22 protein-coding genes are annotated in these 24977 nt (G+C 64.0%); 16 read left to right on the forward strand and 6 right to left on the reverse strand.

The window, feature by feature from the left end:
• Positions 1-320 precede the first annotated feature (320 nt).
• Positions 321-773 carry a DUF3267 domain-containing protein gene (locus tag QWL29_RS26865; protein ID WP_370663735.1) on the forward strand — a complete coding sequence of 151 codons (453 nt, stop codon included), beginning with the start codon at positions 321-323 and terminating at the stop codon, positions 771-773.
• A 145-nt stretch (positions 774-918) separates the two neighbouring features.
• Here QWL29_RS26865 and phbB read toward each other — a convergent pair whose 3' ends face one another.
• Both phbB and QWL29_RS23840 read right to left on the reverse strand, forming a co-directional pair.
• Positions 919-1659, reverse strand: a complete 741-nt coding sequence (gene phbB, locus QWL29_RS23835) for an acetoacetyl-CoA reductase (RefSeq protein ID WP_305825336.1) — start codon at positions 1657-1659, stop codon at positions 919-921.
• 70 nt (positions 1660-1729) lie between these two features.
• Positions 1730-2908 carry an acetyl-CoA C-acetyltransferase gene (locus QWL29_RS23840; protein ID WP_305825337.1) on the reverse strand — a complete coding sequence of 393 codons (1179 nt, stop codon included), beginning with the start codon at positions 2906-2908 and terminating at the stop codon, positions 1730-1732.
• Between the two features lie 393 nt (positions 2909-3301).
• Between QWL29_RS23840 and minC the strand changes: the two genes are divergently transcribed.
• The 12 genes from minC to QWL29_RS23900 all read left to right on the forward strand — a co-directional run bounded on the left by minC (position 3302) and on the right by QWL29_RS23900 (position 16199).
• Positions 3302-4102, forward strand: a complete 801-nt coding sequence (gene minC / locus QWL29_RS23845) for a septum site-determining protein MinC (protein ID WP_305825338.1) — start codon at positions 3302-3304, stop codon at positions 4100-4102.
• 34 nt (positions 4103-4136) lie between these two features.
• Positions 4137-4952, forward strand: coding sequence for a septum site-determining protein MinD (minD, locus tag QWL29_RS23850; protein ID WP_305825339.1), 816 nt, complete (start codon positions 4137-4139; stop codon positions 4950-4952).
• Position 4953: 1 nt separating this feature from the next.
• Positions 4954-5205 carry a cell division topological specificity factor MinE gene (gene minE, locus QWL29_RS23855; protein ID WP_056340553.1) on the forward strand — a complete coding sequence of 84 codons (252 nt, stop codon included), beginning with the start codon at positions 4954-4956 and terminating at the stop codon, positions 5203-5205.
• A gap of 560 nt (positions 5206-5765) precedes the next feature.
• Complete coding sequence (locus tag QWL29_RS23860) at positions 5766-6455, forward strand: response regulator transcription factor (RefSeq protein ID WP_305825340.1); 690 nt, start codon at positions 5766-5768, stop codon at positions 6453-6455.
• A 359-nt stretch (positions 6456-6814) separates the two neighbouring features.
• Positions 6815-8098, forward strand: coding sequence for a glutamyl-tRNA reductase (hemA, locus tag QWL29_RS23865; RefSeq protein WP_305825341.1), 1284 nt, complete (start codon positions 6815-6817; stop codon positions 8096-8098).
• Positions 8099-8182: 84 nt separating this feature from the next.
• The gene (gene prfA, locus QWL29_RS23870; protein ID WP_305825342.1) at positions 8183-9259 is read left to right on the forward strand and encodes a peptide chain release factor 1; all 1077 of its coding nucleotides are present in this window, start codon (positions 8183-8185) and stop codon (positions 9257-9259) included.
• Between the two features lie 110 nt (positions 9260-9369).
• On the forward strand, positions 9370-9840 hold the full coding sequence (locus QWL29_RS23875) for a disulfide bond formation protein B (protein WP_305825343.1): 471 nt from the start codon (positions 9370-9372) through the stop codon (positions 9838-9840).
• Complete coding sequence (prmC, locus tag QWL29_RS23880) at positions 9837-10655, forward strand: peptide chain release factor N(5)-glutamine methyltransferase (protein WP_305825344.1); 819 nt, start codon at positions 9837-9839, stop codon at positions 10653-10655. Before QWL29_RS23875 ends, prmC begins: the two co-directional genes overlap by 4 nt.
• A gap of 245 nt (positions 10656-10900) precedes the next feature.
• Complete coding sequence (locus tag QWL29_RS23885; protein WP_305825345.1) at positions 10901-12898, forward strand: DUF885 domain-containing protein; 1998 nt, start codon at positions 10901-10903, stop codon at positions 12896-12898.
• Between the two features lie 174 nt (positions 12899-13072).
• On the forward strand, positions 13073-14671 hold the full coding sequence (gene gshA, locus QWL29_RS23890; protein WP_305825346.1) for a glutamate--cysteine ligase: 1599 nt from the start codon (positions 13073-13075) through the stop codon (positions 14669-14671).
• Between the two features lie 23 nt (positions 14672-14694).
• Entirely contained in the window at positions 14695-15720 is a 1026-nt protein-coding gene (locus tag QWL29_RS23895) for a histone deacetylase family protein (protein WP_305825347.1), read from the forward strand.
• Between the two features lie 26 nt (positions 15721-15746).
• On the forward strand, positions 15747-16199 hold the full coding sequence (locus QWL29_RS23900) for a GNAT family N-acetyltransferase (RefSeq protein ID WP_305825348.1): 453 nt from the start codon (positions 15747-15749) through the stop codon (positions 16197-16199).
• A 7-nt stretch (positions 16200-16206) separates the two neighbouring features.
• Here the strand turns inward: QWL29_RS23900 and QWL29_RS23905 are convergent, their stop codons facing one another.
• The 4 genes from QWL29_RS23905 to QWL29_RS23920 form a co-directional block, all read right to left on the reverse strand.
• Positions 16207-17505 (reverse strand): MFS family transporter, encoded by a 1299-nt coding sequence (locus QWL29_RS23905; RefSeq protein ID WP_305825349.1) that lies wholly within the window; start codon positions 17503-17505, stop codon positions 16207-16209.
• A gap of 129 nt (positions 17506-17634) precedes the next feature.
• Complete coding sequence (locus tag QWL29_RS23910; protein WP_305825350.1) at positions 17635-18663, reverse strand: PEP-CTERM sorting domain-containing protein; 1029 nt, start codon at positions 18661-18663, stop codon at positions 17635-17637.
• Between the two features lie 166 nt (positions 18664-18829).
• Positions 18830-19264, reverse strand: a complete 435-nt coding sequence (locus QWL29_RS23915) for an FKBP-type peptidyl-prolyl cis-trans isomerase (protein ID WP_305825351.1) — start codon at positions 19262-19264, stop codon at positions 18830-18832.
• Between the two features lie 103 nt (positions 19265-19367).
• Complete coding sequence (locus tag QWL29_RS23920) at positions 19368-21245, reverse strand: potassium transporter Kup (RefSeq protein ID WP_305825352.1); 1878 nt, start codon at positions 21243-21245, stop codon at positions 19368-19370.
• Positions 21246-21486: 241 nt separating this feature from the next.
• Here QWL29_RS23920 and rarD point away from each other — a divergent pair, with 241 nt between their 5' ends.
• The 3 genes from rarD to QWL29_RS23935 all read left to right on the forward strand — a co-directional run bounded on the left by rarD (position 21487) and on the right by QWL29_RS23935 (position 24893).
• Complete coding sequence (gene rarD, locus QWL29_RS23925; RefSeq protein WP_305825353.1) at positions 21487-22404, forward strand: EamA family transporter RarD; 918 nt, start codon at positions 21487-21489, stop codon at positions 22402-22404.
• A 64-nt stretch (positions 22405-22468) separates the two neighbouring features.
• On the forward strand, positions 22469-24136 hold the full coding sequence (gene ettA, locus QWL29_RS23930; protein ID WP_305825354.1) for an energy-dependent translational throttle protein EttA: 1668 nt from the start codon (positions 22469-22471) through the stop codon (positions 24134-24136).
• Between the two features lie 211 nt (positions 24137-24347).
• On the forward strand, positions 24348-24893 hold the full coding sequence (locus tag QWL29_RS23935) for an REP-associated tyrosine transposase (RefSeq protein WP_305825355.1): 546 nt from the start codon (positions 24348-24350) through the stop codon (positions 24891-24893).
• Positions 24894-24977: the final 84 nt, after the last annotated feature.

The following is a 24977-nucleotide window of genomic DNA, read 5'->3' on the forward strand; positions in this document are numbered from 1 at the left end:
CACTCTACAGGAAAGAGTGTTGCACTTGGTTTTAGAGACTGCCTTACATAGATATTTCAAATGATAAATATCATTAGGGAAAAAATGCCTAGTGATAAGCTTTTCTCCTTGTCTACAGAACCTCTACAGACGACGAAGCGTAGTTATCAGCGCCAGATTCAACGATTGGTCTGCGCCAAAATTTTCCGCCCTTAAAAAACATTATGCCGATATTTCACTTTGGGAAACCACTGTGCAGTCAATTACCGAATGCACGGTGGAAACGTATTCCGACCCTGAAACAGCGTCAGCTGATCTGGTCGCTCTGCATTGGAATCAGCATGGGCTTATGTATTGCATTCATCTGGCGGACCTACTATGGAAAAAGCTTGCCCCTCGGCTCTCCCTCATGGGAGGAAATTGCTTTATCGGTGATAATCCTGAGCATTGGGCATGAGGCAATCCATCTGCTCGGGTTTCCCTACTGTGGCCTAAATGCCAAAACAATCATTGGTATCTGGCCACAAGTCGGTTCGCCTTACGTTCAGTACTTGTTGCCAATGAGCCGAAACAGGTTTATTACCGTCGCGCTGCTTCCGTTTTTTGTCTTGTCGCTCCTGCCATTTACATTCGCATACGGCAATGTAGCCTCGGTAGACCAGCTAAGCTGGATCTCAGTTTTAAATTGCGTTGGCGCCGGGTCCGACACATTTATAGCAAGCAGAGTGCTTTTCATCGTTCCATCAAAGGCAAGCGTTATCGAAAACGCAGACGCGCTTTATTGGTGGGAATAGCACATTCATCCGATAGGTACTTGGCTATCGCCATATCATTCGTTGTCGATGGCAAGCTAGGAAAGTGATGAAAAATGGCCCGGCGATCGCTCGTCCGGGCCATTTTTTCAATCCATAGCGTTTTGTCCGCTAGACCGGCCAACAATCAAGACATATGCTGCCCGCCATTGATCGCGATATTCGCGCCGGTGACAAAGGCGGCTTCGTCCGACGACAGGTAAGCCACCAGGCCGGCCACTTCTTCCGGTTTGCCCAGGCGGCCCATCGGGATCTGCGGCACGATCTTGGTTTCCAGCACGTCGCTCGGGATGTCCATGACCATCTTGGTGCCGATGTAACCTGGCGAGATGGTGTTCACGGTCACGCCCTTGCGCGCCACTTCCAGGGCCAGTGCCTTGGAGAAGCCGTGCATGCCGGCTTTCGCGGCCGAGTAGTTGGTCTGGCCGAAGGCGCCCTTCTGGCCGTTCACCGACGAAATGTTGATGATGCGGCCCCAGCCACGCTCGACCATGCCGTCGCAGACCGGCTTGGTCATGTTGAACACGGAATCCAGGTTGGTCTTCATGACCATGTCCCAGTTCACCTTGTCCATCTTCTTGAAGGTCATGTCGCGTGTGATGCCGGCGTTGTTGACCAGCACGTCGACCGAGCCGACTTCCTGCTCGATCAGCTTCACGCAGGCGGCGGCCGACTCGTAGTCGGCCACGTCGCAGGCATAGGCCTTGAAGTTGTAGCCCTGCTCGCGCATGCCGGCCAGCCAGCTGTCCGCCTTGGTGCTGCCCGGCGAGTGCGTGGTGACGACCGTGTATCCCAGTGCGGCCAGCTTGATGCAGATTGCTTCGCCCAGGCCGCCCATGCCGCCGGTTACTAATGCCACTCTAGCCATTTGTCTTCTCCTAGTTTTTGTCCGTCGCTTTTTAGAACTTCCTGTTGCTGCTCTTTGCGATCAGTTGTACTCAGTCACGCTCGACCGCCAGCGCCACACCCATCCCCCCACCAATGCACAGGCTGGCCAGGCCACGCTTGGCGTCGCGGCGCGCCATTTCGTGGAGCAAGGTCACCAGCACGCGCGCACCCGAGGCACCGATCGGGTGACCCAGGGCGATGGCGCCGCCGTTGACGTTGATCTTCGACGTGTCCCAGCCCATTTCCTTGTTGACGGCAATCGCCTGCGCGGCAAAGGCCTCGTTAATTTCCATCAGGTCCACGTCTTCGTGGGTCCAGCCGGCCTTTTGCAGGCACAGGCGCGAGGCCGACACCGGGCCCATGCCCATGATGCTCGGGTCGAGGCCGGCCGACGAATAAGCCTTGATGCGCGCCAGCGGGGTCAAGCCGAGTTCGCGCGCCTTCGAAGCGCTCATCATGATGACGGCGGCGGCGCCGTCGTTGATGCCGGAAGCGTTGCCGGCCGTGACTGTACCTTCTTTGTTGAAAGCGGGGCGCAAGCTCGACAGTGCCTCGAGCGTGCTGCCGTGTTTCGGGTATTCGTCGGTGTCGAACACGACGGCGCCCTTCTTCGACGGGATCTCCACCGGGATGATCTCGTCCTTGAAGCGGCCTTCCTTCACGGCGGCCTCGGCTTTCAGCTGCGACTGCAGCGCGAATTCGTCCTGCTCGGCGCGCGAAATGTCGTACTTGCGGGCGACGTTCTCGGCCGTCACGCCCATGTGGTACTGGTTATAGACGTCCCACAGGCCGTCGACGATCATGGTGTCGACCAGCTTGGTGTCGCCCATGCGGAAGCCGTCGCGCGAGTTCGGCAGCACGTGCGGCGAAGCGCTCATGTTTTCCTGGCCGCCAGCAATGATGATCTGGGCGTCGCCGCAGCGGATCGCCTGGGTGGCGAGATGGGTGGCCTTCAGGCCGCTGCCGCAGACCTTGTTGATGGTGTAGGCGGGCACCATGTCGGGCAGGCCGCCTTTCAGCGCGGCCTGGCGCGCCGGGTTCTGGCCGACGCCGGCGGTGAGCACTTGCCCCATGATGACTTCGCTGACGCTGGCCGGATCGATACCGGTTTTCGCCAGCAGCTGGCGGATCACGTGGGCGCCGAGCTCGGCGGCGGGAATCTTGGCGAGCGAGCCGCCGAATTTGCCGACCGGTGTACGGCCTGCTGCTACGATGACGACGTCTTCCATGCTTGTCTCCGGTATCTGGCTGGGCCAGGGTTGATGGGCGGCGATGCGGCCAGTGGGCTTAGTAATGGACCCTTGGCGAACGCAGCCAATGGCGAACACAACTGCAAAAGGCGGGCCGCGCCTTGGCGTTGCCGCGGGTTGGACCCGGCGCAAGCTCCGCATGTTAAGGATCGAGGCCGCGTTTTCGTTTGATCTAAATCAATCTTATCAGCTTATCCATGGAAAACAACCTGTATTGCCAGAGGGGTGGCAGACGGTATTTTTCCCGTTACGCTGAGCAAAATTCTGAACAGGCCAACATCTCGAATTGCCTATAGGAATGATGGCGAAATGCTGTCCTTTTCAGCAAATTTCACAGTAGAATGCACGGGCTATAGCCAACCAGAATTGTTTATGTCGAAAAGCCCGTCCAGCCTGCCCATCGAAATCAAGATCTCGACGGTTGTCGCTATCTCGGCGATCCTGCATTCGTCCGATCCGATTGCGATCGACGCGGCCCTGAAGCAGATGACCGGCGGGGTATCGGACTTTTTCGAAGATGAATTCGCCGTCATCGACGTTGGCGCGATTGCCGGCGAGACTGCCTACATCGACTGGCGCGCGCTGGTCGATTTGCTCAAGAAATACCGCCTGAACGCGGTCGCCGTACGCGGCGCCACGCCCGAGATGGCCGAGGCCGTCAAGGCGCTGGGCCTGGCCCTCGACGACGGCGCCGGCGCCGACCGGGCCCGCGAAGACGTGGCGGCGGCCACCGCAGCCACGGCCGTGAGCTTTGCGCCGGTCCCGGCGCCGGCGCCGATTCCCGCACCAACGCCTGCTCCGGCACCTGCCCCGGCCGCGCCGATCCCGGCCATGATCGTCGACACCCCGGTGCGCGCCGGCCAGCGCGTGTATGCGCGCGGCTGCGACCTGATCATTACCGCGGTGGTGAACAATGGCGCCGAGATCATTGCCGACGGCAGCATCCACGTGTACGCACCAATGCACGGGCGCGCCCTGGCCGGCGCCTCGGGCAATGCCAGCTCGCGCATCTTTGGCCTGTCGCTGCAGCCCGAGCTGGTGTCGATCGCCGGCGTGTACCGCACTTTCGACGAAGGTTTCCCGGCCGAGCTGGCACGCCAGCCGGCCCAAATCCGCCTGGTTGGCGACCGGATCGATATATCATCGCTGACCCCGGCGCCGGCCCGCGTGTAAGCAGCACTGACCAGTTACTGTAAAGGACATTTTTGTGGCACGAATTATTGTTGTGACGTCCGGCAAGGGCGGTGTGGGCAAGACCACTTCGAGCGCCAGCTTTTCGACTGGCCTGGCCCTGCGCGGCCACAAGACCGCGGTGCTGGACTTCGACGTCGGCCTGCGCAACCTCGACCTGATCATGGGCTGCGAGCGACGCGTGGTGTACGACCTGGTCAATGTAATCAATGGCGAAGCGACGCTGAACCAGGCCCTGATCAAGGACAAGCACTGCGATAACCTGTACATCCTGCCGGCCTCGCAGACGCGCGACAAGGACGCCCTGACCGAAGAAGGCGTCGAGCGCGTGCTCAACGAGCTGGTCAAGATGGACTTCGAATACATCATCTGCGATTCGCCGGCCGGCATCGAGCACGGCGCGCTGATGGCCCTGACCTTCGCCGACGAAGCGCTGATCGTGACCAACCCGGAAGTGTCGTCGGTGCGCGACTCCGACCGCATCCTCGGCATCCTGCAGGCCAAGTCGCGCCGCGCCCAGAGCGGCGGCGAGCCGGTCAAGGAACACCTCTTGATCACCCGCTACTCGCCGCGCCGCGTCGAGAACGACGAAATGCTGTCCTTCCAGGACGTGCAGGAAATCCTGCGCATCCCGCTGATCGGCATCATCCCGGAATCGGAATCGGTGCTGCACGCCTCGAACCAGGGCAACCCGGCGATCCACTTCAAGGGCACCGACGTGGCCGAAGCCTACGAGGACGTGGTGGCGCGCTTCCTGGGCGAAGAGCGTCCGCTGCGCTTCACGACCTACGAAAAGCCGGGCCTGCTGCAACGCATCTTTGGGACCAAGTGACATGGCATTGCTCTCATTCCTGTTCCCCGAAAAGAAGAAGAGCGCGAACGCGGCCAAGGAACGGCTGCAAATCATCATCGCCCGCGAGCGCACCAACCGCACCGGCCCGGACTTCCTGCCGGCCCTGCACCGCGAGCTGATCGAAGTCATCTCGAAGTACACCAAGGTGAATGCCGACGACATCAAGATTTCGCTCGACCGCCAGGGCAACCTGGAAGTGCTCGACGTGAACGTGGTGCTGCCGGACGCCTGATCCCTTCCCATCCAGCCCGTCCGCCAGCCGGATGGGCTGGCTTTACCCTTTCTCTTCAGGCATCCGCCTGCCCTGTTGCTGCCCGCGCCTGCTCCCTCATTGCTGCGCCATGCCAAGAACGCACAGGCGCATCCACTTCGCCTCTTCGTTACCAATAGTCGCAATCGGTGTACATACAATCTGGCAGTTTCTGTTTTTTCTGAAATTTACATATTTCACATATTTCGCTTTTTCGGGCTTTGCCAAATGTGTTTGATGCGTTCGGCTGCTTGGCAGATTGTTGAGCGATTTACAAAGGAACTGTGAAATCGGCGCCTTTTTTCGCGATAATGTTGTGTTTCTGCCGCATGATGTGGTTTTTAAGCAAGCTCTTAAAACTGTCGAAATTGAGCGTTTACCGAGTGAAGCACGAGTGAAACCTCACCTACTTTCCTGCTCAACAATACCTTTCGGCAAAAATTTGGATGTTAACGAGTAGCATTATTTTGTCAAAGTCTGCTATAGTCGGTTTAACGTTGTAGGATTGCTCCTACAGGTTAATTTGACAACAGTGTGCCGCCATGAAAATAGCTGTCCTTGACAATGATCGTAGCCAAGCCGACCTGATTTGCCAGGTGCTCAGCTCTGCCGGACACAGCTGCCAGTCTTTCGACGGCGGCAGGGAAATGCTGAGCCAGATACGCAAGGACAGCACCGATTTGCTGATCATGGATTGGCCGGCCGGCGACGGCGAAGCGGCCGATATCCTGCGCCGCGCCAAGGAAAAGATGGTGCCCGATGCGCCGGCGATGTTCCTGGTCGGCAGCGGCGCCGAGGACGACATCGTGGCCGGCATGGACGCCGGCGCCGACGACTATGTGGTGAAACCGCTGCGCCGAGGCGAACTGGTGGCACGCGTCTCCGCCCTGCTGCGCCGCGCCTACCCGGCCCAGACCGGCACCGAACAGTTGCAGTTCGGCCCTTACGTGTTCGAAACCCGCCCGGGTCGCCTGCTGAAGGACGGCAACGTCATCGACGTCACCCAGAAAGAGTTTTACCTGGCCCTGCTGTTCTTCCGGAACATCGGCCGGCCGCTGTCGCGTGCCTATATCCATGAATCGGTGTGGGTGCGCGAAACCGCCGTGCCCTCGCGCACCATGGATACCCACGTGTCGCGCGTGCGCAATAAACTGGCGCTGCGTCCGGAAAATGGCTTCCGGCTGGTGCCGGTATATAGCTACGGCTATCGCCTCGAAAAGCTCGGCGCGTAAGCCGGCCTTGACCGTACGGTGGGCACGCCGTGCCCACGCGGAAGCTGGCGTCACGTTGGCGCTATTGGTCGACGCGACGGCGAAAACCCGGAAACGTGTCCAAATGATCATTCGCACACGCTGGCTGGTGGCGCCGGACACGATGAAAACGTTGCTAATGTTGCGCGTCGTTCCGCGTGGGCACGGAGTGCCCACCATACGGGAAACGCTGCCAATGATCGTCGACCACGATACCGTGAAGCGTTTGCAATGATTGTCGGCCACCTGATTGAACCATTGCCAACAATCTTGGGGGCCCATGAAACCCTGCGCCCATAAGGGTATAATCTCCCCATCCCCTCCCACCGTCTTGTCCTGAAATGCAACTGCTCGCCGTTGGCCTGAATCACACGACTGCACCGGTCGCGCTGCGCGAACAGCTTGCGCTCGGCCCGGAGCAGCTCGGCCGCGCGGTGCAGTCGGCGCGCGAATGGTTCGGCCGCTTCGGCCAGCTCGAGCACCGTGGCAGCGACGAGGCCGCGATCCTCTCCACCTGCAACCGCACCGAGCTGTATGCCGCCAGCGGCGTGCCCGATCCGCTCGACGCCTCGGCCCAGTTCCTGGCCCACTACCACGCGCTGAACTTCGCCGAGCTGCGCCCCCATCTCTACATGCTGCCGCAAGGCGAAGCCGTGCGCCACGCCTTCCGCGTCGCGTCCGGCCTCGATTCGATGGTGCTGGGCGAGCCGCAGATCCTGGGCCAGATGAAGGACGCGGTGCGCACCGCAGAAGAAGCCGGCGGCCTGGGCACCTACCTGCACCAGCTGTTCCAGCGCAGCTTCGCGGTGGCGAAGGAAGTACGCACGACCACGGAAATCGGCGCCCACAGCGTGTCGATGGCCGCCGCCTGCGTGCGCCTGTCGCAGCGCATTTTCGATCGCATCTCTGACCAGCACGTGCTGTTCATCGGCGCCGGCGAGATGATCGAGCTGTGCGCGGCCCACTTCGCGGCGCAAAATCCAAAGTCGATCACCATCGCGAACCGCACCATGGAGCGCGGCGAATCGCTGGCCACGCGCCTGAACGGTCGCGCGATCCGCCTGGCCGATCTGCCCGAGCAGCTGCCCCGCTTCGACATCGTGGTGTCCTGCACCGCTTCCACCCTGCCACTGCTGGGCCTGGGCCTGGTCGAACGCGCGATCAAGGCGCGCCGCCACCGCCCGATGTTCATGGCCGACCTGGCCGTCCCGCGCGATATCGAGCCCGAAGTCGCGCGCCTCGACGACGTGTTCCTGTACACCGTCGACGACCTGGCGCAGGTGGTGCAGACCGGGATGGAAAGCCGCCAGGCTGCCGTGGCCCAGGCCGAAGCCATCATCGATCATCGTGTCGAATCCTTCATGCACTGGATCGGCGACCGCGCCATGGTGCCGGTGATCCAGGACCTGCACGAGTCCAGCGAAGCCCTGCGCCTGGCCGAACTCGAACGCGCGCGCAAGCTGCTGGCGCGCGGCGAAGACGTCGACGCCGTGCTGGAGGCGCTGTCGAAAGGCCTGACCGCCAAGTTCCTGCACGGCCCGCAACAGGCCCTGCACCGTGCCCAGGGCGACGAACGCGCGCGCCTGGCCAGCCTCTTGCCCCAGCTGTTCCGCGGCCGCCGTTAGCGGCCCCTCCCTGCTGTGCGCCGCCCGCCGCGGCGCTTCACCCGCGCACCCCTGCGCCCTGTTCCGAACTTTCCAATCTAGCCCATGAAACCATCGATGCTGGCCAAGCTCGACCAACTGGCGAACCGCCTGGTCGAACTCGACGAACTCCTGATGTCCGAAGGCGCCACTGCCAACATGGACAGCTACCGCAAGATGACGCGCGAGCGCGCCGAACTGGCGCCGCTGGTCGACGTCTATCAACAGTATGTCGATGCCAACGGCGACATCGCCGCGGCCCAGGAGATGCTGGCCGATCCCGACATGAAGGACTTCGCGCAAGAAGAGATCGAGGCGGCCAAGACGCGCCTGGCCGCGCTCGACTTCGAGCTGCAGACGATGCTGCTGCCGAAGGACGAGAACGACGAGCGCAACATCTTCCTCGAGATCCGCGCCGGCACCGGCGGCGACGAGTCGGCCCTGTTCGCGGGCGATTTGCTGCGCATGTACACGCGCTTCGCCGAGCGCAACCGCTGGCAGGTGGAGATGGTGTCGGAGTCGGCATCCGATCTCGGCGGCTACCGCGAAGTGATCGTGCGCGTGGTCGGGAATGGCGCCTACTCGAAGCTGAAGTTCGAGTCGGGCGGCCACCGCGTGCAGCGCGTGCCGGCCACCGAGACGCAGGGCCGCATCCACACCTCGGCCTGCACCGTGGCCGTGATGCCGGAAGCCGACGAAGTCGAGGACGTGAACATCAACCCGGCCGACCTGCGCATCGACACCTACCGCGCGTCCGGCGCGGGCGGGCAGCACATCAACAAGACCGATTCGGCGGTGCGCCTCACCCACCTGCCGACCGGGATCGTGGTCGAGTGCCAGGACGATCGCAGCCAGCACAAGAACAAGGCGCAGGCGATGAAGGTGCTGGCCGCGCGCATCAAGGATGTGCAGCTGCGCGAGCAGCAATCGAAAGAGGCGGCCACCCGCAAGAGCCTGATCGGTTCGGGCGACCGCAGCGAACGCATCCGCACCTACAACTTCCCGCAGGGCCGCCTGACCGACCACCGCATCAACCTGACGCTGTATAAACTCGACTTCATCATGGATGGCGACCTGGCGGAACTGACGAATGCGCTGGCGGCCGAGCACCAGGCAGAGCTGCTGGCGGCGCTGGGCGACTGAGCCGAAAAAATTAAGTTCGTACTAAGTTGCCAATGTGAAAATACAGCCCTGCGGTCCTGGCCTTCGTGCGAGAATCGCCCCTGTTTCCTGACCATCGAGAGCCGAACCGCATGCCCGCTTCCCGTACCGTCCTCCTGATCGTTGCCGCGGTCAGCTTCGCGCTGATCGGCGCCGCACTGTATTTGCAGCACGTCCACGACATGCTGCCCTGCCCGCTGTGCGTGATCCAGCGCTACCTGTTCCTGGCGGTCGGCATCGCGAGCCTGATCGGCGCGTTTGCCGGCAAGATCAAGGCGGGGGCCGGCGTGGCCCTGCTGGCGGCGCTCGGCGGCCTGGGCGTGGTCGGCAAGCACCTGTACGTGCTGGCCAATCCCGGCTTCTCCTGCGGCATCGACCCGATGGAGACCATGCTGAACAAGATCCCCACCGCGACCCTGCTGCCCTGGCTGTTCCAGGCCGACGGCCTGTGCGAGAACGCCACCGATGGGCTGTTCGGCCTGTCGATCCCGCAGTGGTCGGCAGTCTGGTTCGTGCTGCTGACCGTCGCCCTGGTCTGGGTACTGGTGCGGCGCGCACGATGATTGCCGCCGGCGCCAGCATCGGGTCCCTGCAAGTGGGCCTGCCCCTCGATCCGCTGGAAAACCGCATCCTGCTGTGCCACGCGCTGGGCATCACGCGTGTGGGCCTGATTACGCAGTCCGAGCGCCGGCTCACCGAGGAAGAAGCGGTGCGTTTGTCGGCACTGGTCGGGCGCCGTATCGGCGGCGAGCCGATCGCCTACATCGTCGGCCAGCGCGAGTTCTTCGGACTGCCTTTCCGCGTCACGCCGGCGGTGCTGATTCCGCGTCCGGACACCGAACTGATCGTCGAACTGGCGCTCGAACGCCTGCCGGCGCAGGCACGCATGCTCGACATGGGCACCGGCAGCGGCGCGATCGCAGTCGCGGTGGCCCACACGCGGCCGGATGCGCAGGTGACGGCGCTCGACGTCAGCGACGATGCGCTGGCGGTGGCGCGCTCGAATGCCGAGACGAATGGGGCGCGGGTGCGCTTCCTGCGCAGCGACTGGTTTGCGGCGCTGGAGGGTGAGGCGTTCGAGCTGGTGGTGTCGAACCCGCCCTATATCGCCTCAGGCGACGAGCACCTGGTGCAGGGCGACCTGCGCTTCGAGCCGGTGGATGCGCTGACCGACCATGAGGATGGCTTGTCGGATTTGCGGACGATTGTTGCGGGTGCGGCTGCGCACCTGGCGCCGGGTGGCTGGCTGCTGCTGGAACATGGCTACGACCAGGCGGCGGCAGTGCGGGCCCTGTTGGCCGAAGCAGGCTACCTGGAAGCGCAGAGCTGGCGCGACCTGGCGGGCATCGAGCGCGTCAGCGGCGGACGGCGCGGCTGAGCACCTGGTGAGACAGCGTGGACACAGGTGTCCACCCTACGAACCCCTGCATTTGTAGGGTGGGCACTTGTGCCCACGCGGTACAACAGCGGCAACCCGCCAGGTGTCCGGAGTTTCGTAGGGTGGACTCCCGAGTCCACGCTGTAGTACAGCAGCACACCGCAACGCCTCCCGAAGGCATCCCACCGCGCGCCTCCCTCTCCCATGCGTTGCTACAATGCTCACACTCCCACCACGCCCTTCCCATGCGCCGCCTATTCGCCCTCCTCGTCCTGTTCACCGCGCTTTTCCACAGCGTGGCGCGCGGTGCGCCGGAAGATGCCAGGGCGCTGTTCGAGCGCGACTGGGAATGGCAGCTGCAGCACGCTCCCGAATACGCCACCACGCTCGGTGACGCCCGCTTCAACGCGCGCCTGTCCGACACCACCCTGGCTGCCGGCAAGGCCGCCCTCGAGCACGCCCGCAGCGCCCTGGGCGAAGCGCGCGCCATCGACCGCGGCAGCCTGAACCCGCAGGAACGCCTCTCGCTCGACCTTTTCATCGCCGACAAGGAGCGCCAGCTCGCCCTGTTCGCCTTCCACCCCTTCGACCCGCAGCCGATCACGGCCTGGGATGGCCTGCACGTGCGCCTGCCGCGCCTGGTGGCCCAGATGCCCTTCGCCACCGAGGAAGACTACCGCAACTACATCGCCCGCCTGGAAGCGCTGCCGGCCCATGTCGACGGCCTGGTCGAGCATCTGCGCGAAGGCATGCGTACCGGCTGGACCGCGCCGAAGGCCAGCATGCGCGCCGTGCCCGGCCTGCTGCGCAGCATGCGCGATGGCTTGATGGACGGCGCCTTGTCAGCGCCGTTCAAGCGCATCCCCGCCACCATCGCCCCCGAGGTCCGGGAACAGCTGCTCGCGCTTGGGAGTGCCGCCCTGAAGAACAGCGCCGCTCCCGCCCTGCGCAAGCTGGAAGACTTCGTCGGCAACGACTACCTGCCGGCCACGCGCGAATCGCTGGCCGCCAGCAGCCTGCCGGGTGGCCCCGGCTACTATGCCTTCCTGGTGCGCCAGGCGAGCGGCACCGAGCTGACCCCGGCCGAGGTCCACGCGCTGGGCCTGAAGGAAGTCGCGCGCATCCGCATCGCCATGCTCGACGCCGTCCAGCGCACCGGGTTCAAGGGCACGCTGCCCCAGTTCCTGGCCTTTGCGCGCAGCGACAGGCGCTTGTTCCCGGCCAGTGCCGACAGCCTGCTGGCGCGCTACCGCCGCACCATCGCCCGCGCCGAGGCGCGCCTGCCGGCGCTGTTCGGCGCACTCCCGCAGGAAAGCATCGGCGTCAAGCCGCTGGGCCAGGGGGGCGCCGCCGGCCAGGTGGCGGCCTACTACGAGGCCGGCACGCCGAACCGCAGCGCCGCGCTGGTGGTGAACACGGCGCGCCTGGACAGCCAGCCGCTGTGGGAAGTCGAGACGCTGGCCCTGCACGAAGCCCTGCCCGGCCACCACCTGCAGGTGGCGCGCGCCCAGGCATTGGGCGGCTTGCCGGCGTTTCGGCGCCACCGCTGGGACCAGGCCTTTGGCGAAGGCTGGGCCACCTATGCCGAGGGCCTGGGCCCGGAACTCGGCTTCTTCAAGGATCCCTTCTCCTGGTTCGGCTACCTGAACGACGACATGTTCCGCGCCGCGCGCCTGGTGGTCGACACCGGCCTCCACGCCCAGGGCTGGACGCGCCAGCAAGCCATCGACTACCTGAACGCGAACACGGCGAACGCCGCCGCCGACAACGCCGTCGAGGTCGACCGCTACATCGCCCAGCCGGCCCAGGCCCTGGCCTACAAGATCGGCCAGCTGCGCTTCAAGGCGCTGCGCGAGAAGGCGCAAACGGCGCTCGGGCCGCGCTTCGACCTGCGCCGCTTCCACGATGCGCTGCTGGGCCAGGGTTCGCTGCCGCTGCCGCTGCTGGAACGCGAGATGGGACAATGGCTGGCCGCCCAGCTGGCGCCGCCCGCGCCGGCAGCCGGTCCGGGTCCGATCCTCCTGGCGCCGCCGTCCACGCCGGCGCCGGCCGCCGCGCCTCCCGGACCCGGTCCCTTCCCATTGACGCCGCCAGCCAGGGCTGCCGATAAACCTGGCGACAAGCCTGCCGAAAAACCGGCGCCCGCCCCGAAGTCCCCAGCGCCACCTTCGCCCGCGCCTTCGCCCACACCTGCCCCCGCGCCTGTGGACAAGACTGTGAGCAAGACTGTGGGCAAGGGGTAGACAAGCCTGTGAACAGCCTGTAGACAGGCTGTTCACAGGCTGTAGATACGCTGTATACAAGCTGTGTACAAATAATCGAGCAAGCGTTCGGAAATGCAGCCTCCGCCGACGCGCAGTCCGATTTTCGGTTACTCTCTGCACCAATTGATTAGGCAGTATAAGAAAGGAAACACTGTGTCGAACCAACTGACCCGCCGCCTGGCCCTGCTCGATGACGACGCGCACCGCGGCCTGCTCGGCCAGGGCCTGCGCGGCATCGAACGCGAAACCCTGCGCATCGATCCCCAGGGCCAGCTCGCGCGCACGCCTCACCCGGTCCAGCTCGGCTCGGCGTTGACCCATCCGCAGATCACGACCGATTATGCCGAGGCGCTGCTCGAGTTCATCACCCCGGCCGAGCACGACATCGGCCTGGCCCTGCACCGCCTCGACGCCATCCACCGCTTCGCCTATTCGAAACTGGGCGACGAAATGCTGTGGAGCGAGTCGATGCCGGGCGAGCTGCCCTCCGAAGAAAACATCGAGATCGGCTGGTACGGCAAGTCGAACATTGGCATGCTCAAGCACGTGTACCGCCGCGGCCTGGCCCTGCGCTACGGCAAGGCCATGCAATGCATCGCCGGCATCCACTACAACTACTCGCTGCCCGAGGCGTTGTGGGAACTGCTGCGGACGCATGAAGGCGTCGAGGAAGAACGCCGCAACGCCCTGCGCGACTTCCAGTCCGAAAGCTACATCGCCACCATCCGCAACTTCCGCCGCTACAGCTGGCTGCTGATGTACCTGTTCGGCGCCTCGCCAACGCTGACCAAGAGCTTCCTGCGTGGGCGCGAGCACGGCCTCGAGGAACTGTCGCCGGACACCCTGTACCTGCCGTATGCCACCAGCCTGCGCATGAGCGACCTGGGCTACCAGAACGATGCCCAGTCCGGCCTGCGCCCGCACGAGAACAGCCTGGAAAGCTATGTCACCAGCCTGATGGACGCGGTGAACCGCCCGTATGCGCCTTATGAGGCAATCGGTACCAAGAAGGACGGCGAGTGGGTGCAGCTGTCGACCAACGTGCTGCAGATCGAGAACGAGTACTACTCGACCATCCGTCCGAAGCGCGTGATCCGTACCGGCGAGCGTCCGGTGCAGGCGCTGTGCAACCGCGGCGTGCAGTACATCGAGGTGCGCTGTCTCGACGTCGACCCGTTCGAGCCGGTGGGCGTGAGCCTGGAGACCGGCCGCTTCCTCGACGCCTTCCTGCTGTTCTGCGCCCTCGAAGAAAGCCCGCTGATCAGCGCCGCCGAAGGCCAGGTCCACGCGCGCAACTTCGCACGCACCGTGAAGGAAGGCCGCCAGCCTGGCCTGACGCTCACCCGCGACGGCGAGGAAGTATCCCTGCTGGCCTGGGCCGACGAACTGGTCGAGCGCATCCGCCCGCTGGCGCGCCTGCTCGACGCCGAGCACAACGAGCCGGGCGTGCACGAAGCCTCGCTCGAACGGCAAAAGGCCAAGATCGCCGATCCGTCAAAAACGCCGTCGGCGCGCGTGCTGGAAGAAGTGCGCGCCCTCGGTTCGGCGGCCGCTTTTGGTTTGCGCCAGAGCCAGCTGCACGCGGCCTGGTTCCGCGAAAGCCCGTTGATGCCGGCCGAGGAAGCCGTCTTCCTCGAGCAGGCCGCCGCCTCGCTGGCCGAGCAGGCCATCATCGAGCAGAGCGACACGGGCAGCTTCGACGACTTCGTGGCGGCGTACAACAGCAGTACACTGTGCGGTAACCATAGCTGACGCTTGCCGATACCGGAGATGCCTTGCTCACTTTTTACAACGAACACCATGCACAGCACCGCGGACGCGATGGCATGGCGCTTCGTCGTGACGCGCCCGAGCGGGCCGATATGGTGCTGGCGGCACTGCAGCGGCGTGGACTAGGCGAGATCGTCACGCCGCACCGGGTGCCGCTGGTGTCGCTGGAGCGGGTGCACAGCCCGCGCTACCTGCACTTCCTGCGCAGCGCCTGGAGCGAGTGGACCGGCCTCGACCCAGCAAATGCGGGCAAGGACGCCCTGCCCTCCAGCTGGCCGATCCGCACCATGCGCAGCGACATCGAGCCGGACAGCTTTGCCGGCCGCCTCGGCCTGTACTCGATGGACAGCGCCACGCCCCTGATGAACGGCACCTGGAACGCGGTGAAGACCGGCGCCGACTGCGCCATCAACGCCGCGCACGCGCTGCGCCTGGGCGAACGCGGCAGCTTTGCCCTGACCCGTCCGCCGGGCCACCATGCAGGCTTCGATTTCTTCGGCGGGGGCTGCTACCTGAACAACGCCGCCCTGGCGGCCCAGCACCTGCTCGACGATGGCTTGAAACGCGTCGCCATCCTCGACCTCGACTACCACCACGGCAACGGCACCCAGGGCATCTTCTACAACCGCGGCGAGGTGCTGTGCGTGTCGCTCCATGCCGACCCGGGCAGCGACTACCCCTACTTCGTCGGCCATGCCGACGAGATCGGCGACGGCGACGGCCATGGCCACAACCTGAATCTGCCGCTGGCGCGCGGCACGGATGCGCAGGAGTGGATGGCGGCGCTGGAAACAGCCTGCATCAGGCTCGGCATGTTCGCACCCGAAGCCCTGGTCGTTGCACTCGGGGTGAATACCGCCGCTGCCGAAGCGGGCGGCGGCTTCGGCCTGCAAGGGGCCGACTTCCTGCGCATCGGCGAGCGCATCGCCTGGCTCGGCCTGCCGACCGTCTTCGTGCTGGAGGGCGGCCAGGCGGGCGATGTCGGCATCAACACGGTCAACGTGCTCGAAGGCTTCGAGACGGCCGCCTGAATGTTTACTTTTGAATCGGAACACACATGATCGAATGGCAGTGGTGCAGCTTCGCCGACCTGACTAACGCGCAGCTGTACGAAGTGCTGGCCCAGCGCCAGCAGGTATTCGTGCTGGAACAGACTTGCCTGTATCCGGACATCGACGGCTACGACCTCGACGCCCACCACCTGCTCGGCTGGCGCGACATCGGCGGCCGGCGTGTGCTGGTGGCGTATTTGCGCTGCCTGGCGCCAGGCGCGAAGTTCGATGACATGTCACTTGGCCGCATCCTGACCACCAACGACGTGCGCGGCTCGGGCATCGGCCGCGAGCTGGTGGCGCACGGCATCCAGTATGCCGAGCAATTGCACCCGGGCCACCGCATCCGCATCGGGGCCCAGCAGCGCCTGGAGAAGTTTTACCAGGACTTCGGCTTCGAGACCATCTCCGAACCGTACGACGAAGATGGCATCCTGCACATCGACATGCTGCGCTGAGCGCTGATTATTTCAGCAGGCCGGACTTTTGCGGGTCCGGCATGCGCAGCGCGACGATAAAGGCCACCGCGCACATCGCGCTCACGTACCAGTAGAAGTTCGACTCCATCCCGGCCTGCTTGAACCACAGCGCCACGTACTCGGCCGAGCCGCCGAAGATGGCGTTCGCCACCGCATACGACAACCCGACGCCGAGCGCGCGCACTTCGACCGGGAACATCTCGGCCTTGATCAGGCCGCCGATCGAGGTGTACAGGCTGACGATGGTCAGCGCGCAGACGATCAGCATGCCGGCCATCAGCGGGCTGTCGACGCTGCGCAGCGCCATCATGATCGGCACCGTGGCAAGCGCGGCCAGGGCGCCGAACCAGATCATCGAGGTCTTGCGGCCGATGCGGTCGGACAGCGCGCCGAACACCGGCTGCAGGCACATGTAGATGACGAGCACCCCGGTCATCACGCCGCTGGCGGTCTTGGCGTCCATGCCTGCCGTATTCACCAGGTATTTCTGCATGTAGGTGGTGAACGTGTAGAAGATCAGCGAGCCGCCGGCAGTAAAGCCGAGCACGGTGATGAAGGCCTTGCGGTGGTCGCGCAGCAGGGTAGCGACGCTGCCGGCTTCCTTGCGCTTGCGCTCGGAGGCATTGGTCGTCTCGGTCAGCGAGCGCCGCAGGTAGAGCGAGACCAGGGCCGCGCAGGCGCCCAGCACGAAGGGAATGCGCCAACCCCAGGCGCGCAGTTCGGCGTCGCTCAAGAGCTGCTGCAGCACCACCAGCACCAGCAGGGCCAGCAACTGGCCGCCGATCAGGGTCACGTACTGGAAGGAAGCGAAGAAGCCGCGCTTGCCTGGCTGGGCCACCTCGCTCATGTAGGTGGCGCTGGTGCCGTATTCGCCGCCCACCGACAGGCCCTGGAACAGGCGCGCCAGCAGCAGCAGGACCGGCGCTGCCGTGCCGATCTGGGCATAGGTCGGCAGCACCGCGATCATCAGCGAGCCGCCGCACATCATCAGCACCGAGATCATCATCGCGTTCTTGCGGCCATAGCGGTCGGCGATGCGGCCGAACATCCAGCCGCCCACCGGACGCATCAGGAAACCGGCGGCAAAGATGCCGGCCGTGTTCAGCAACTGGGTGGTCGGGTTACCGGAGGGGAAAAAGGCGGCCGAAAAATACAGCGCGCAAAACGAGTAGATGTAGAAGTCGAACCATTCGACCAGGTTGCCCGACGAAGCGCCGACGATGGCGTAGATGCGTTGACGCGGGGTGAGTTCTTCGATTTCGTGAGAAGTGATGTGTTGCGACATGCGGCTGTGCTCCTGTTGTTCGACATACGCGGGTTTCGTCAGGCGAAACCGCGTTCATATCGTACACAAGGCAGGAGTGCGCACGGCACGGTGTAGGACGGGATGCCGTGCCCGCAGCCTGCAACCGCGCTAGCGTGATCGCCGCCTGCGCAGGCCGGTCCAGGCCCCACCCAGCACCAGCCCTGCCAGCAGCAGCGCCGCTGGCTGCGGCTCGGGCACCGGATTGAGCAGCACTGCGCGGCAATCGCCGAACTCGGTGCAGGCCGTGGCCGCAATCTGCCCGGCGTCGTTGATGCCATAGGCGTCGAGGATGGACCACACGCCCGGCCGCTCGACGATCAGGTTCAGGTCAAACATGGCGCCGTCGCGGTAGAGGAAGGCACTGGAGAAATCGATGCCGGGGATATCGTCGGCATAGGTCGAGAAGCCGACCACCCAGCCGGCCTCGTTCAGGCCGCGCGCTTCGGTAAAGGCGCCGCCCAGGGAGCCGATGTCCTGCAACACGCCACCGCTGTACAGGAAGGCATGCGGCGTTTCCTCGTCAATGTAGCTGGTGCCGGCGACCTGCCCGCTGTCGTTGATGCCGGCGGCCCAGCTCGACGGACCGCCGAGGGTGCCGAGGCTGCGCATGACGCCATCACGGTAGAGAAATGCCTGGAAAGCGGTGAAGTCCGCCAGGAAGGAAGAACCAACCACGGCGCCGGCCTGGTTGATGCCGGTGGCGCGCGCGGAATTTGCGCCGAGGTTGCCGATGTCGCGCATCAGCCCTGCGCTGTAGAGAAAGGCGTGGTTCTCGCCGGCCTCGTCGACCCAGGTGCCGGCTACCTGCCCGGCCCGGTTTACGCCCGCGCCGCTGCCGGCCACGCCAAGCTGGCCGATGTCGCCAATCGTGCCGGTGGCGCCGTCGAAGAGGAAAGCGTGGGTGCTGCCGTCGAGGCGGTCGGCGCCGCCGGTGATGAAGCCATTGTCGCTGATACCGAAAGCGGCAGCGCCGGCCCCGCCCAGGGTGCCGAGGTCAGTGATGGCGCCGCCGTCCCACAGGAAGGCGCGCCCACCGGCCTGGCCCACGATGCGGCCTGCACTGTCGATCGCGCCAGGGCTGGAGTTTTCCGGCCCGAACACCAGCGTGTAGGCCGGCTGGGCCAAGGCGGCGGGCATGCAGGCGCAAGCGCAGATGAGCAGCAGCAGCTGCCGGCAGTGATGGAGCATCGTTTCCTCGTGGGTCGGGAGGGGCCGTGCATGCATGGCCCGGGCAGACCCGAGGATGGAGGAAAGCGATGCTATGTCATCTGCGCCAGCTCAGAAGTGCGCGCAGGGGCGTGGCTTACTCGACCTTCAGCAGCTCGACGTCGAACACCAGGCCGGTATTCGGCGGAATCGGGCCGCGGCCGTTCTTGCCGTAGGCGAGATTTGCCGGAATGTGCAGGGTGCGCTTGCCGCCGACCTTCATGCCGGGAATGCCCTGGGTCCAGCCGGCGATCACCGAATCGACGCCCAGCGTGAAGGTGAAGGTGCTGGTTTCGAACTGGTTGCCCTTGTTGTCGGCTGCCGTGGTGCTGTACAGCCAGCCGGTGTACTTGACGGTCAGCTTCTTGCCGTTCGCCGCTTCGGCGCCGGTGCCGGCCACGGTGTCGATGGTCTTCAGGGCGGTGGGGGCGCTGACGACGTCCTTGTTGTCATCGCTGCCGCCGCCACCGCAGGCGGTCAAGCTGAGTACGGCTGCGCAGGCCGCAGCCATCAGTGGAAATTTGAAACGCATGGGTTTTCTCCCCGGTAAGGTGTGCAGATGTTTAAATCAGGAAACGCTGCACCTTACCCGAGGGCGGACGCGCCGGGTGTCCGCTTTTTGTATTTCTTTTGTATCAGATCTCGACCTGGGTCCCGAGCTCGATGACCCGGTTGGCCGGAATCTGGTAATAGTCGGCCGCGGCGCGGGCATTGCGCGACATCGCCACGTATAGATGCTCACGCCACGGCGCCATGCCGCCGCCCGGCGCCGAGATCACGGTCTGGCGCGCGATGAAGTAGGAGGTTTCCATGTTCTCGAACACCAGGCCGAGCGTGCCGCAATGCGCCATGATGGCCGGGATGTCCGGTTCGTCCTTGAAGCCGTAATACACGTTCAGCTGGTAGCAGTTGTGGCCCAGCTCGACGATCTGCACCTGTTCCGCCAGCGGCACGAAGGGTTCCTCGCGGATGTGCACGGTCAGGAACACCACGCGCTCATGCAGCACCTTGTTGTGCGACAGATTGTGCAGCAGCGCATGCGGCACGCCGTCGCTCTCGCCGCGCAGGAAGATGGCCGTGCCCGGCACCCGGGTCGGCGGTGCCACGAACAGCGAATCGAGGAAGGCGTCGAGCGGAATCGCGTGGCGCTCCAGGTTCTCGAACACCAGTTCGCGCCCGCGCTTCCAGGTCAGCATGGCGGTCAGCAGCACCGCGCCCAGCAGCAGCGGGAACCAGCCGCCGTGCAGCAATTTGAGGGTACTGGCCGAGAACAGGGCGATGTCCATCAGCATGAAGAAGCCGGTCGCGCCCAGGCAGACCCACAGCGGCAGGTGCCAGCGGTAGCGGGTGACGAAGAAGGTCAGCAAGGTCGTGGCCAGCATGGTCGCGGTGACGGCGATGCCGTAGGCGCCGGCCAGGCGGTCCGAGGAACCGAAGCCGATCACGGCGATCAGCACGACGACCAGTTGCAGCCAGTTCACCGCCGGAATATAGATCTGGCCGATCTCGCTCTCGGACGTGTGCAGGATGCGCATGCGCGGCAGCAGGCCCAGCATGATGGCCTGCTTGGTCATCGAATAGGTGCCGGAAATCGTGGCCTGCGAGGCGATCACCGCCGCCATGGTCGACAGGATCACCAATGGATACACGCTCCAGGTGCCGAGCTGGTGGAAGAAGGGGTTTTCCACGGCAGTCGGATCGGTGATCAGGAGGCCGCCCTGCCCCAGGTAATTCAGGGCCAGCGCCGGGAACACGATCAGGAACCAGGCCACGCGGATCGGCTTCTTGCCGAAGTGGCCCATGTCGGCGTACAGGGCTTCGGCGCCGGTGAGGGCCAGCACCACCGCGCCCAGGGCGACAAAGGCGATGAACTGGTTTTCCATGACGAAGCGCGCCGCGTGCAGCGGGCTCAAGGCTTCCAGGATCACCGGCGCCTTGGCGATGTTGATGACGCCCATGATCGCCAGGGCGGCGAACCAGACGATCATCACCGGGCCGAACCAGCGGCCGATGCCGGCGGTGCCATGGCGCTGCAAACTATAAAGGCCAACCAGCACCACCACCGCCATCGGCACCACGTAGTGCGACAGCGCCGGCGTTGCCACTTCCAGGCCCTCGATGGCGCCGAGCACGGAAATCGCCGGGGTGATCACGCTGTCGCCATAGAACATGGTGGCGCCGAAGACGCCGATCACCATCAGCACGTAATGCCAGCGCGAAGTGCGCGTGACGGAGTTCAGGGCCAGGGCCATCAGCGCCATGATCCCGCCCTCGCCGCGGTTGTCGGCGCGCAGCACCAGGGTGACGTATTTCAGCGAAACGATCAGCGTCAGCCCCCAGAAGATCAGGGAAATGATGCCAAGCAGGTTGGGGGTATTCAGCGCGAGGCCGTGGGTGGGATCGAAGATGGTCTTGAGGGTGTACAGCGGGCTGGTACCGATATCGCCATAGACGATGCCAATGGCCGCCAGCGTCGTTGCCGCCAGGCTGCTTTTGTTATTTTGCGACGTCAAGATTGCACCATATTGTTGTTCTGGTGCGGCGCACCATAAAATAACGACAAGAAAATTGCAAGCAGAATCAAGCGGTCCACTGTCCCGGTGTCGAGAGTGTTGCAAGTTTGCCTGAAGAGGCTGGGGTTGGTCGCGCGTTAGCCTCGCATCCCGGCCTCCATCTGGCCAAAATGGGCGGCCTCCGGCAAGGCTCACGGACTTCGCCGATAATGCTGGACTGGCAACCCTCCTCCCCTATTCCATGCGTACCGGCGTCCTTTCTGCTGCCCTGGCCTTCCTGTGCTGGGGCCTGTTCCCTTTGTATTTCCACGCCGTGCGCGAGGTGCCGTCGATGCAGATCCTGGCGCACCGCATGCTGTGGTCGCTCGCCTTCTTGCTGATCGTGCTCGCCCTGCGCCGGCAATGGGCCTGGCTCAACCAGGTGCGCCAGCCGCGCGTTTTCGGGAGTTTCGTTGCCTCGGCCTTTTTGCTGAGCGCGAACTGGCTACTGTACATCTGGGCCGTAAACAATGGCCATGTGATCGAAGCCAGCCTCGGCTACTTCATCAATCCGCTGGTGAACATCATGTTCGGCTACCTGATCCTGAAGGAACGCCTGCGCCGCGTGCAATGGGTCGCGATCGGGATTGCCGCCCTGGGCGTGGCCTGGCTGACCTGGCAATCCGGCTCGGTACCCTGGATTGCCCTGTGCCTGGCGGCCTCGTTCGGCGGCTACGGCTTGCTGCGCAAGACGGCCGCGCTCGGCGCATTGGAGGGCCTGTCGTTCGAGACCATGGTGCTGTTCCCGATCGCCGCCATCTACGTCGGCTGGCTGACGCTGCACGGCGAGAACGCCTTCCTGAATACGCCATCGGACACCACGCGCTGGCTCTTGATTGCTTCCGGGCCGATCACGGCAGTGCCGCTGCTGCTGTTCGCCAGCGGCGCGCGCCAGATTCCGCTGTCCATCCTCGGCCTGCTGCAATACCTGGCGCCGACCATCCAGTTCCTGCTGGGCGTGCTGCTGTTCAAGGAAGCGTTTACGGCCGACCGCCTGGTGGGCTTTGCCCTGATCTGGGCGGCGCTGGGGCTGTTTGCCGGCGAAGGGCTGCTGCAGCGTGGCAGAACCGCGGCGCAGCCTGTGCCTGGCTCGGCTGCGGCGGCGAAAGAATCGCGATAAAGGCTGTCTGTCAGACCGCTTCTATCGTATCCTGTGCACCTTGATTTCATAACAGTTACTAAAGATGGCAAATTACGTCTACACCATGAACCGCGTGGGCAAAATCGTCCCGCCGAAACGCCAGATCCTGAAGGACATTTCGCTGTCGTTCTTCCCGGGCGCGAAGATCGGCGTGCTGGGCCTGAACGGCTCCGGCAAGTCGACCCTGCTGAAGATCATGGCCGGCATCGACACCGACATCCAGGGCGAAGCACGCCCGATGCCGGGCCTGAACATCGGCTACCTGCCGCAGGAACCGCAGCTCGATCCGGAAAAAACCGTGCGCCAGGAAGTCGAATCCGGCCTGGGCGAAGCCTTCGAGGCGCAAGCCAAGCTGGAAGCCGTGTACGCCGCCTATGCCGAGGAAGACGCCGATTTCGACGCCCTCGCCAAAGAGCAGGAGCGCCTGGAAGCGATCATTTCGTCGTCGGATGGCGGCAACCTGAACCTGCAACTGGAAATGGCCGCCGACGCGCTGCGCCTGCCGCCATGGGACGCCAAGATTTCCGTGCTGTCGGGTGGCGAAAAGCGCCGCGTGGCGCTGTGCAAGCTGCTGCTCTCCAAACCCGACATGCTGCTGCTCGACGAACCGACCAACCACCTGGACGCCGAATCGGTCGAGTGGCTGGAACAATTCCTGCTGCGCTTCCCGGGCACCGTGGTCGGCATTACCCACGATCGCTACTTCCTCGACAACGCCGCCGAATGGATCCTGGAACTCGACCGCGGTTCGGGCATCCCATGGAAGGGTAACTACTCGTCCTGGCTGGACCAGAAGCAGGCACGCCTGAAGCAGGAAGAATCGACCGAATCGGCACGCCAGAAGGCGCTGGCGAAGGAACTCGAATGGTCGCGCCAGAATCCAAAGGCACGCCAGGCCAAGTCGAAGGCCCGCCTGGCCCGCTTCAACGAACTGAGCGAATACGAATACCAGAAGCGCAACGAGACCCAGGAGATCTTCATTCCTGTGGCCGAGCGCCTGGGCAACGAAGTCATCGAGTTCAAGAACGTCTCGAAGGCCTTCGGCGACCGACTGCTGCTCGACAATGTCTCGTTCACCATTCCGCCGGGCGCAATCGTCGGTATCATCGGCCCGAACGGCGCCGGTAAGTCGACCCTGTTCAAGATGATCGCCGGCCGCGAACAGCCGGACAGCGGCGAAGTTGCCATCGGCAAGACCGCGCGCATCTCGCTGGTCGACCAGCACCGCGACGACCTGGCCAACAACAAGACCGTGTTCGAAGACGTCACCGCCGGCGCCGACATGCTCAGCGTCGGTCGCTTCGAGATGCCGTCGCGCGCCTACCTCGGCCGCTTCAACTTCAAGGGCTCGGACCAGCAGAAAGTGGTCGGCAATCTGTCCGGTGGCGAACGCGGCCGCCTGCACCTGGCCAAGACCCTGCTGCAAGGCGGTAACGTCCTGCTGCTGGATGAACCGTCGAACGACCTGGACGTGGAAACCCTGCGCGCGCTGGAAGACGCCCTGCTGGAATTCGCCGGCAGCGTGATGGTCATTTCCCACGATCGCTGGTTCCTGGACCGTATCGCCACCCACATCCTGGCCTTCGAAGGCAATTCCCAGGTTACCTTCTTCGACGGTAACTACCAGGAATACGAAGCCGACAAGAAGAAGCGCCTGGGTGAAGAAGGCGCCAAGCCGAAGCGGATTCGCTACAAGCCGCTGACGACCTGATTTTTTATCAGGGAATCAAGAACCCAGCCGCCGCGAGGCCGCTGGGTTTTTTCTTGTCCGGCGCGTGTTTCTTTTACACGCGGAAATGAATCGCGGTCGAAAAAAATCCGTGTGTAGAATCGTCCATTGATGAGGATTCTGGCCCCGCGCCATTTTGCGCCGATCGACCTGGCGACCACCTGCGATCGGCATGCTTATTGGCCCCCTATCCATGACAGACTACCGCGACAACCGGGTCCCCGGCGGGACCTTCTTCTTCACGGTTCGCCTGCTGGACCGTGGCAGTTCCCTGCTGACCGATCATATCGCGGCCTTTGGCGACGCCATCCGCCAGGCACGCGTGCGCAAACCCTTCCATGTCGATGCCTGGGTGGTCTTGCCGGATCACGCGCATGCCATGTGGACGCTGCCGCCGGGGGACCATGACTGTTCCAGCCGCTGGCGCGCAGTCAAGATTGCGTTTTCCAAAGCCTTGCGCAAGTCGCTGGTGACCAACTCGCCCGATGGCGCCATCTGGGAACGGCAATACCAGCAATTCCGGGTGCAGGACGAAGTCCAGTATGCGGCGCTGATCGATTACATGCACACCAATCCGATGCGCCATGGCCTGTGCGAAAGCGTTTCCGACTGGCCGTGGTCGTCCCTGCACCGCTTCATGTCGTCCGGCTTTGCGGCACCGAATCCGGCTGTGCTGCCGCCGTGGACGCGCAGTTTCGTGCATTCCCCTGCCCCCCATCAGTTTGGAATGCCGGGTTAGAGCAGGATCAGACCCGCGAGCCTTCACGACTAGCAGCCTGAACCGTATCTATGGACTCCACCCGTTTTGCAAGAAGAAGATTGA

Origin of the sequence: Massilia brevitalea (genome assembly GCF_030711405.1) — a bacterium.
Taxonomy (GTDB): domain Bacteria; phylum Pseudomonadota; class Gammaproteobacteria; order Burkholderiales; family Burkholderiaceae_D; genus Telluria; species Telluria brevitalea.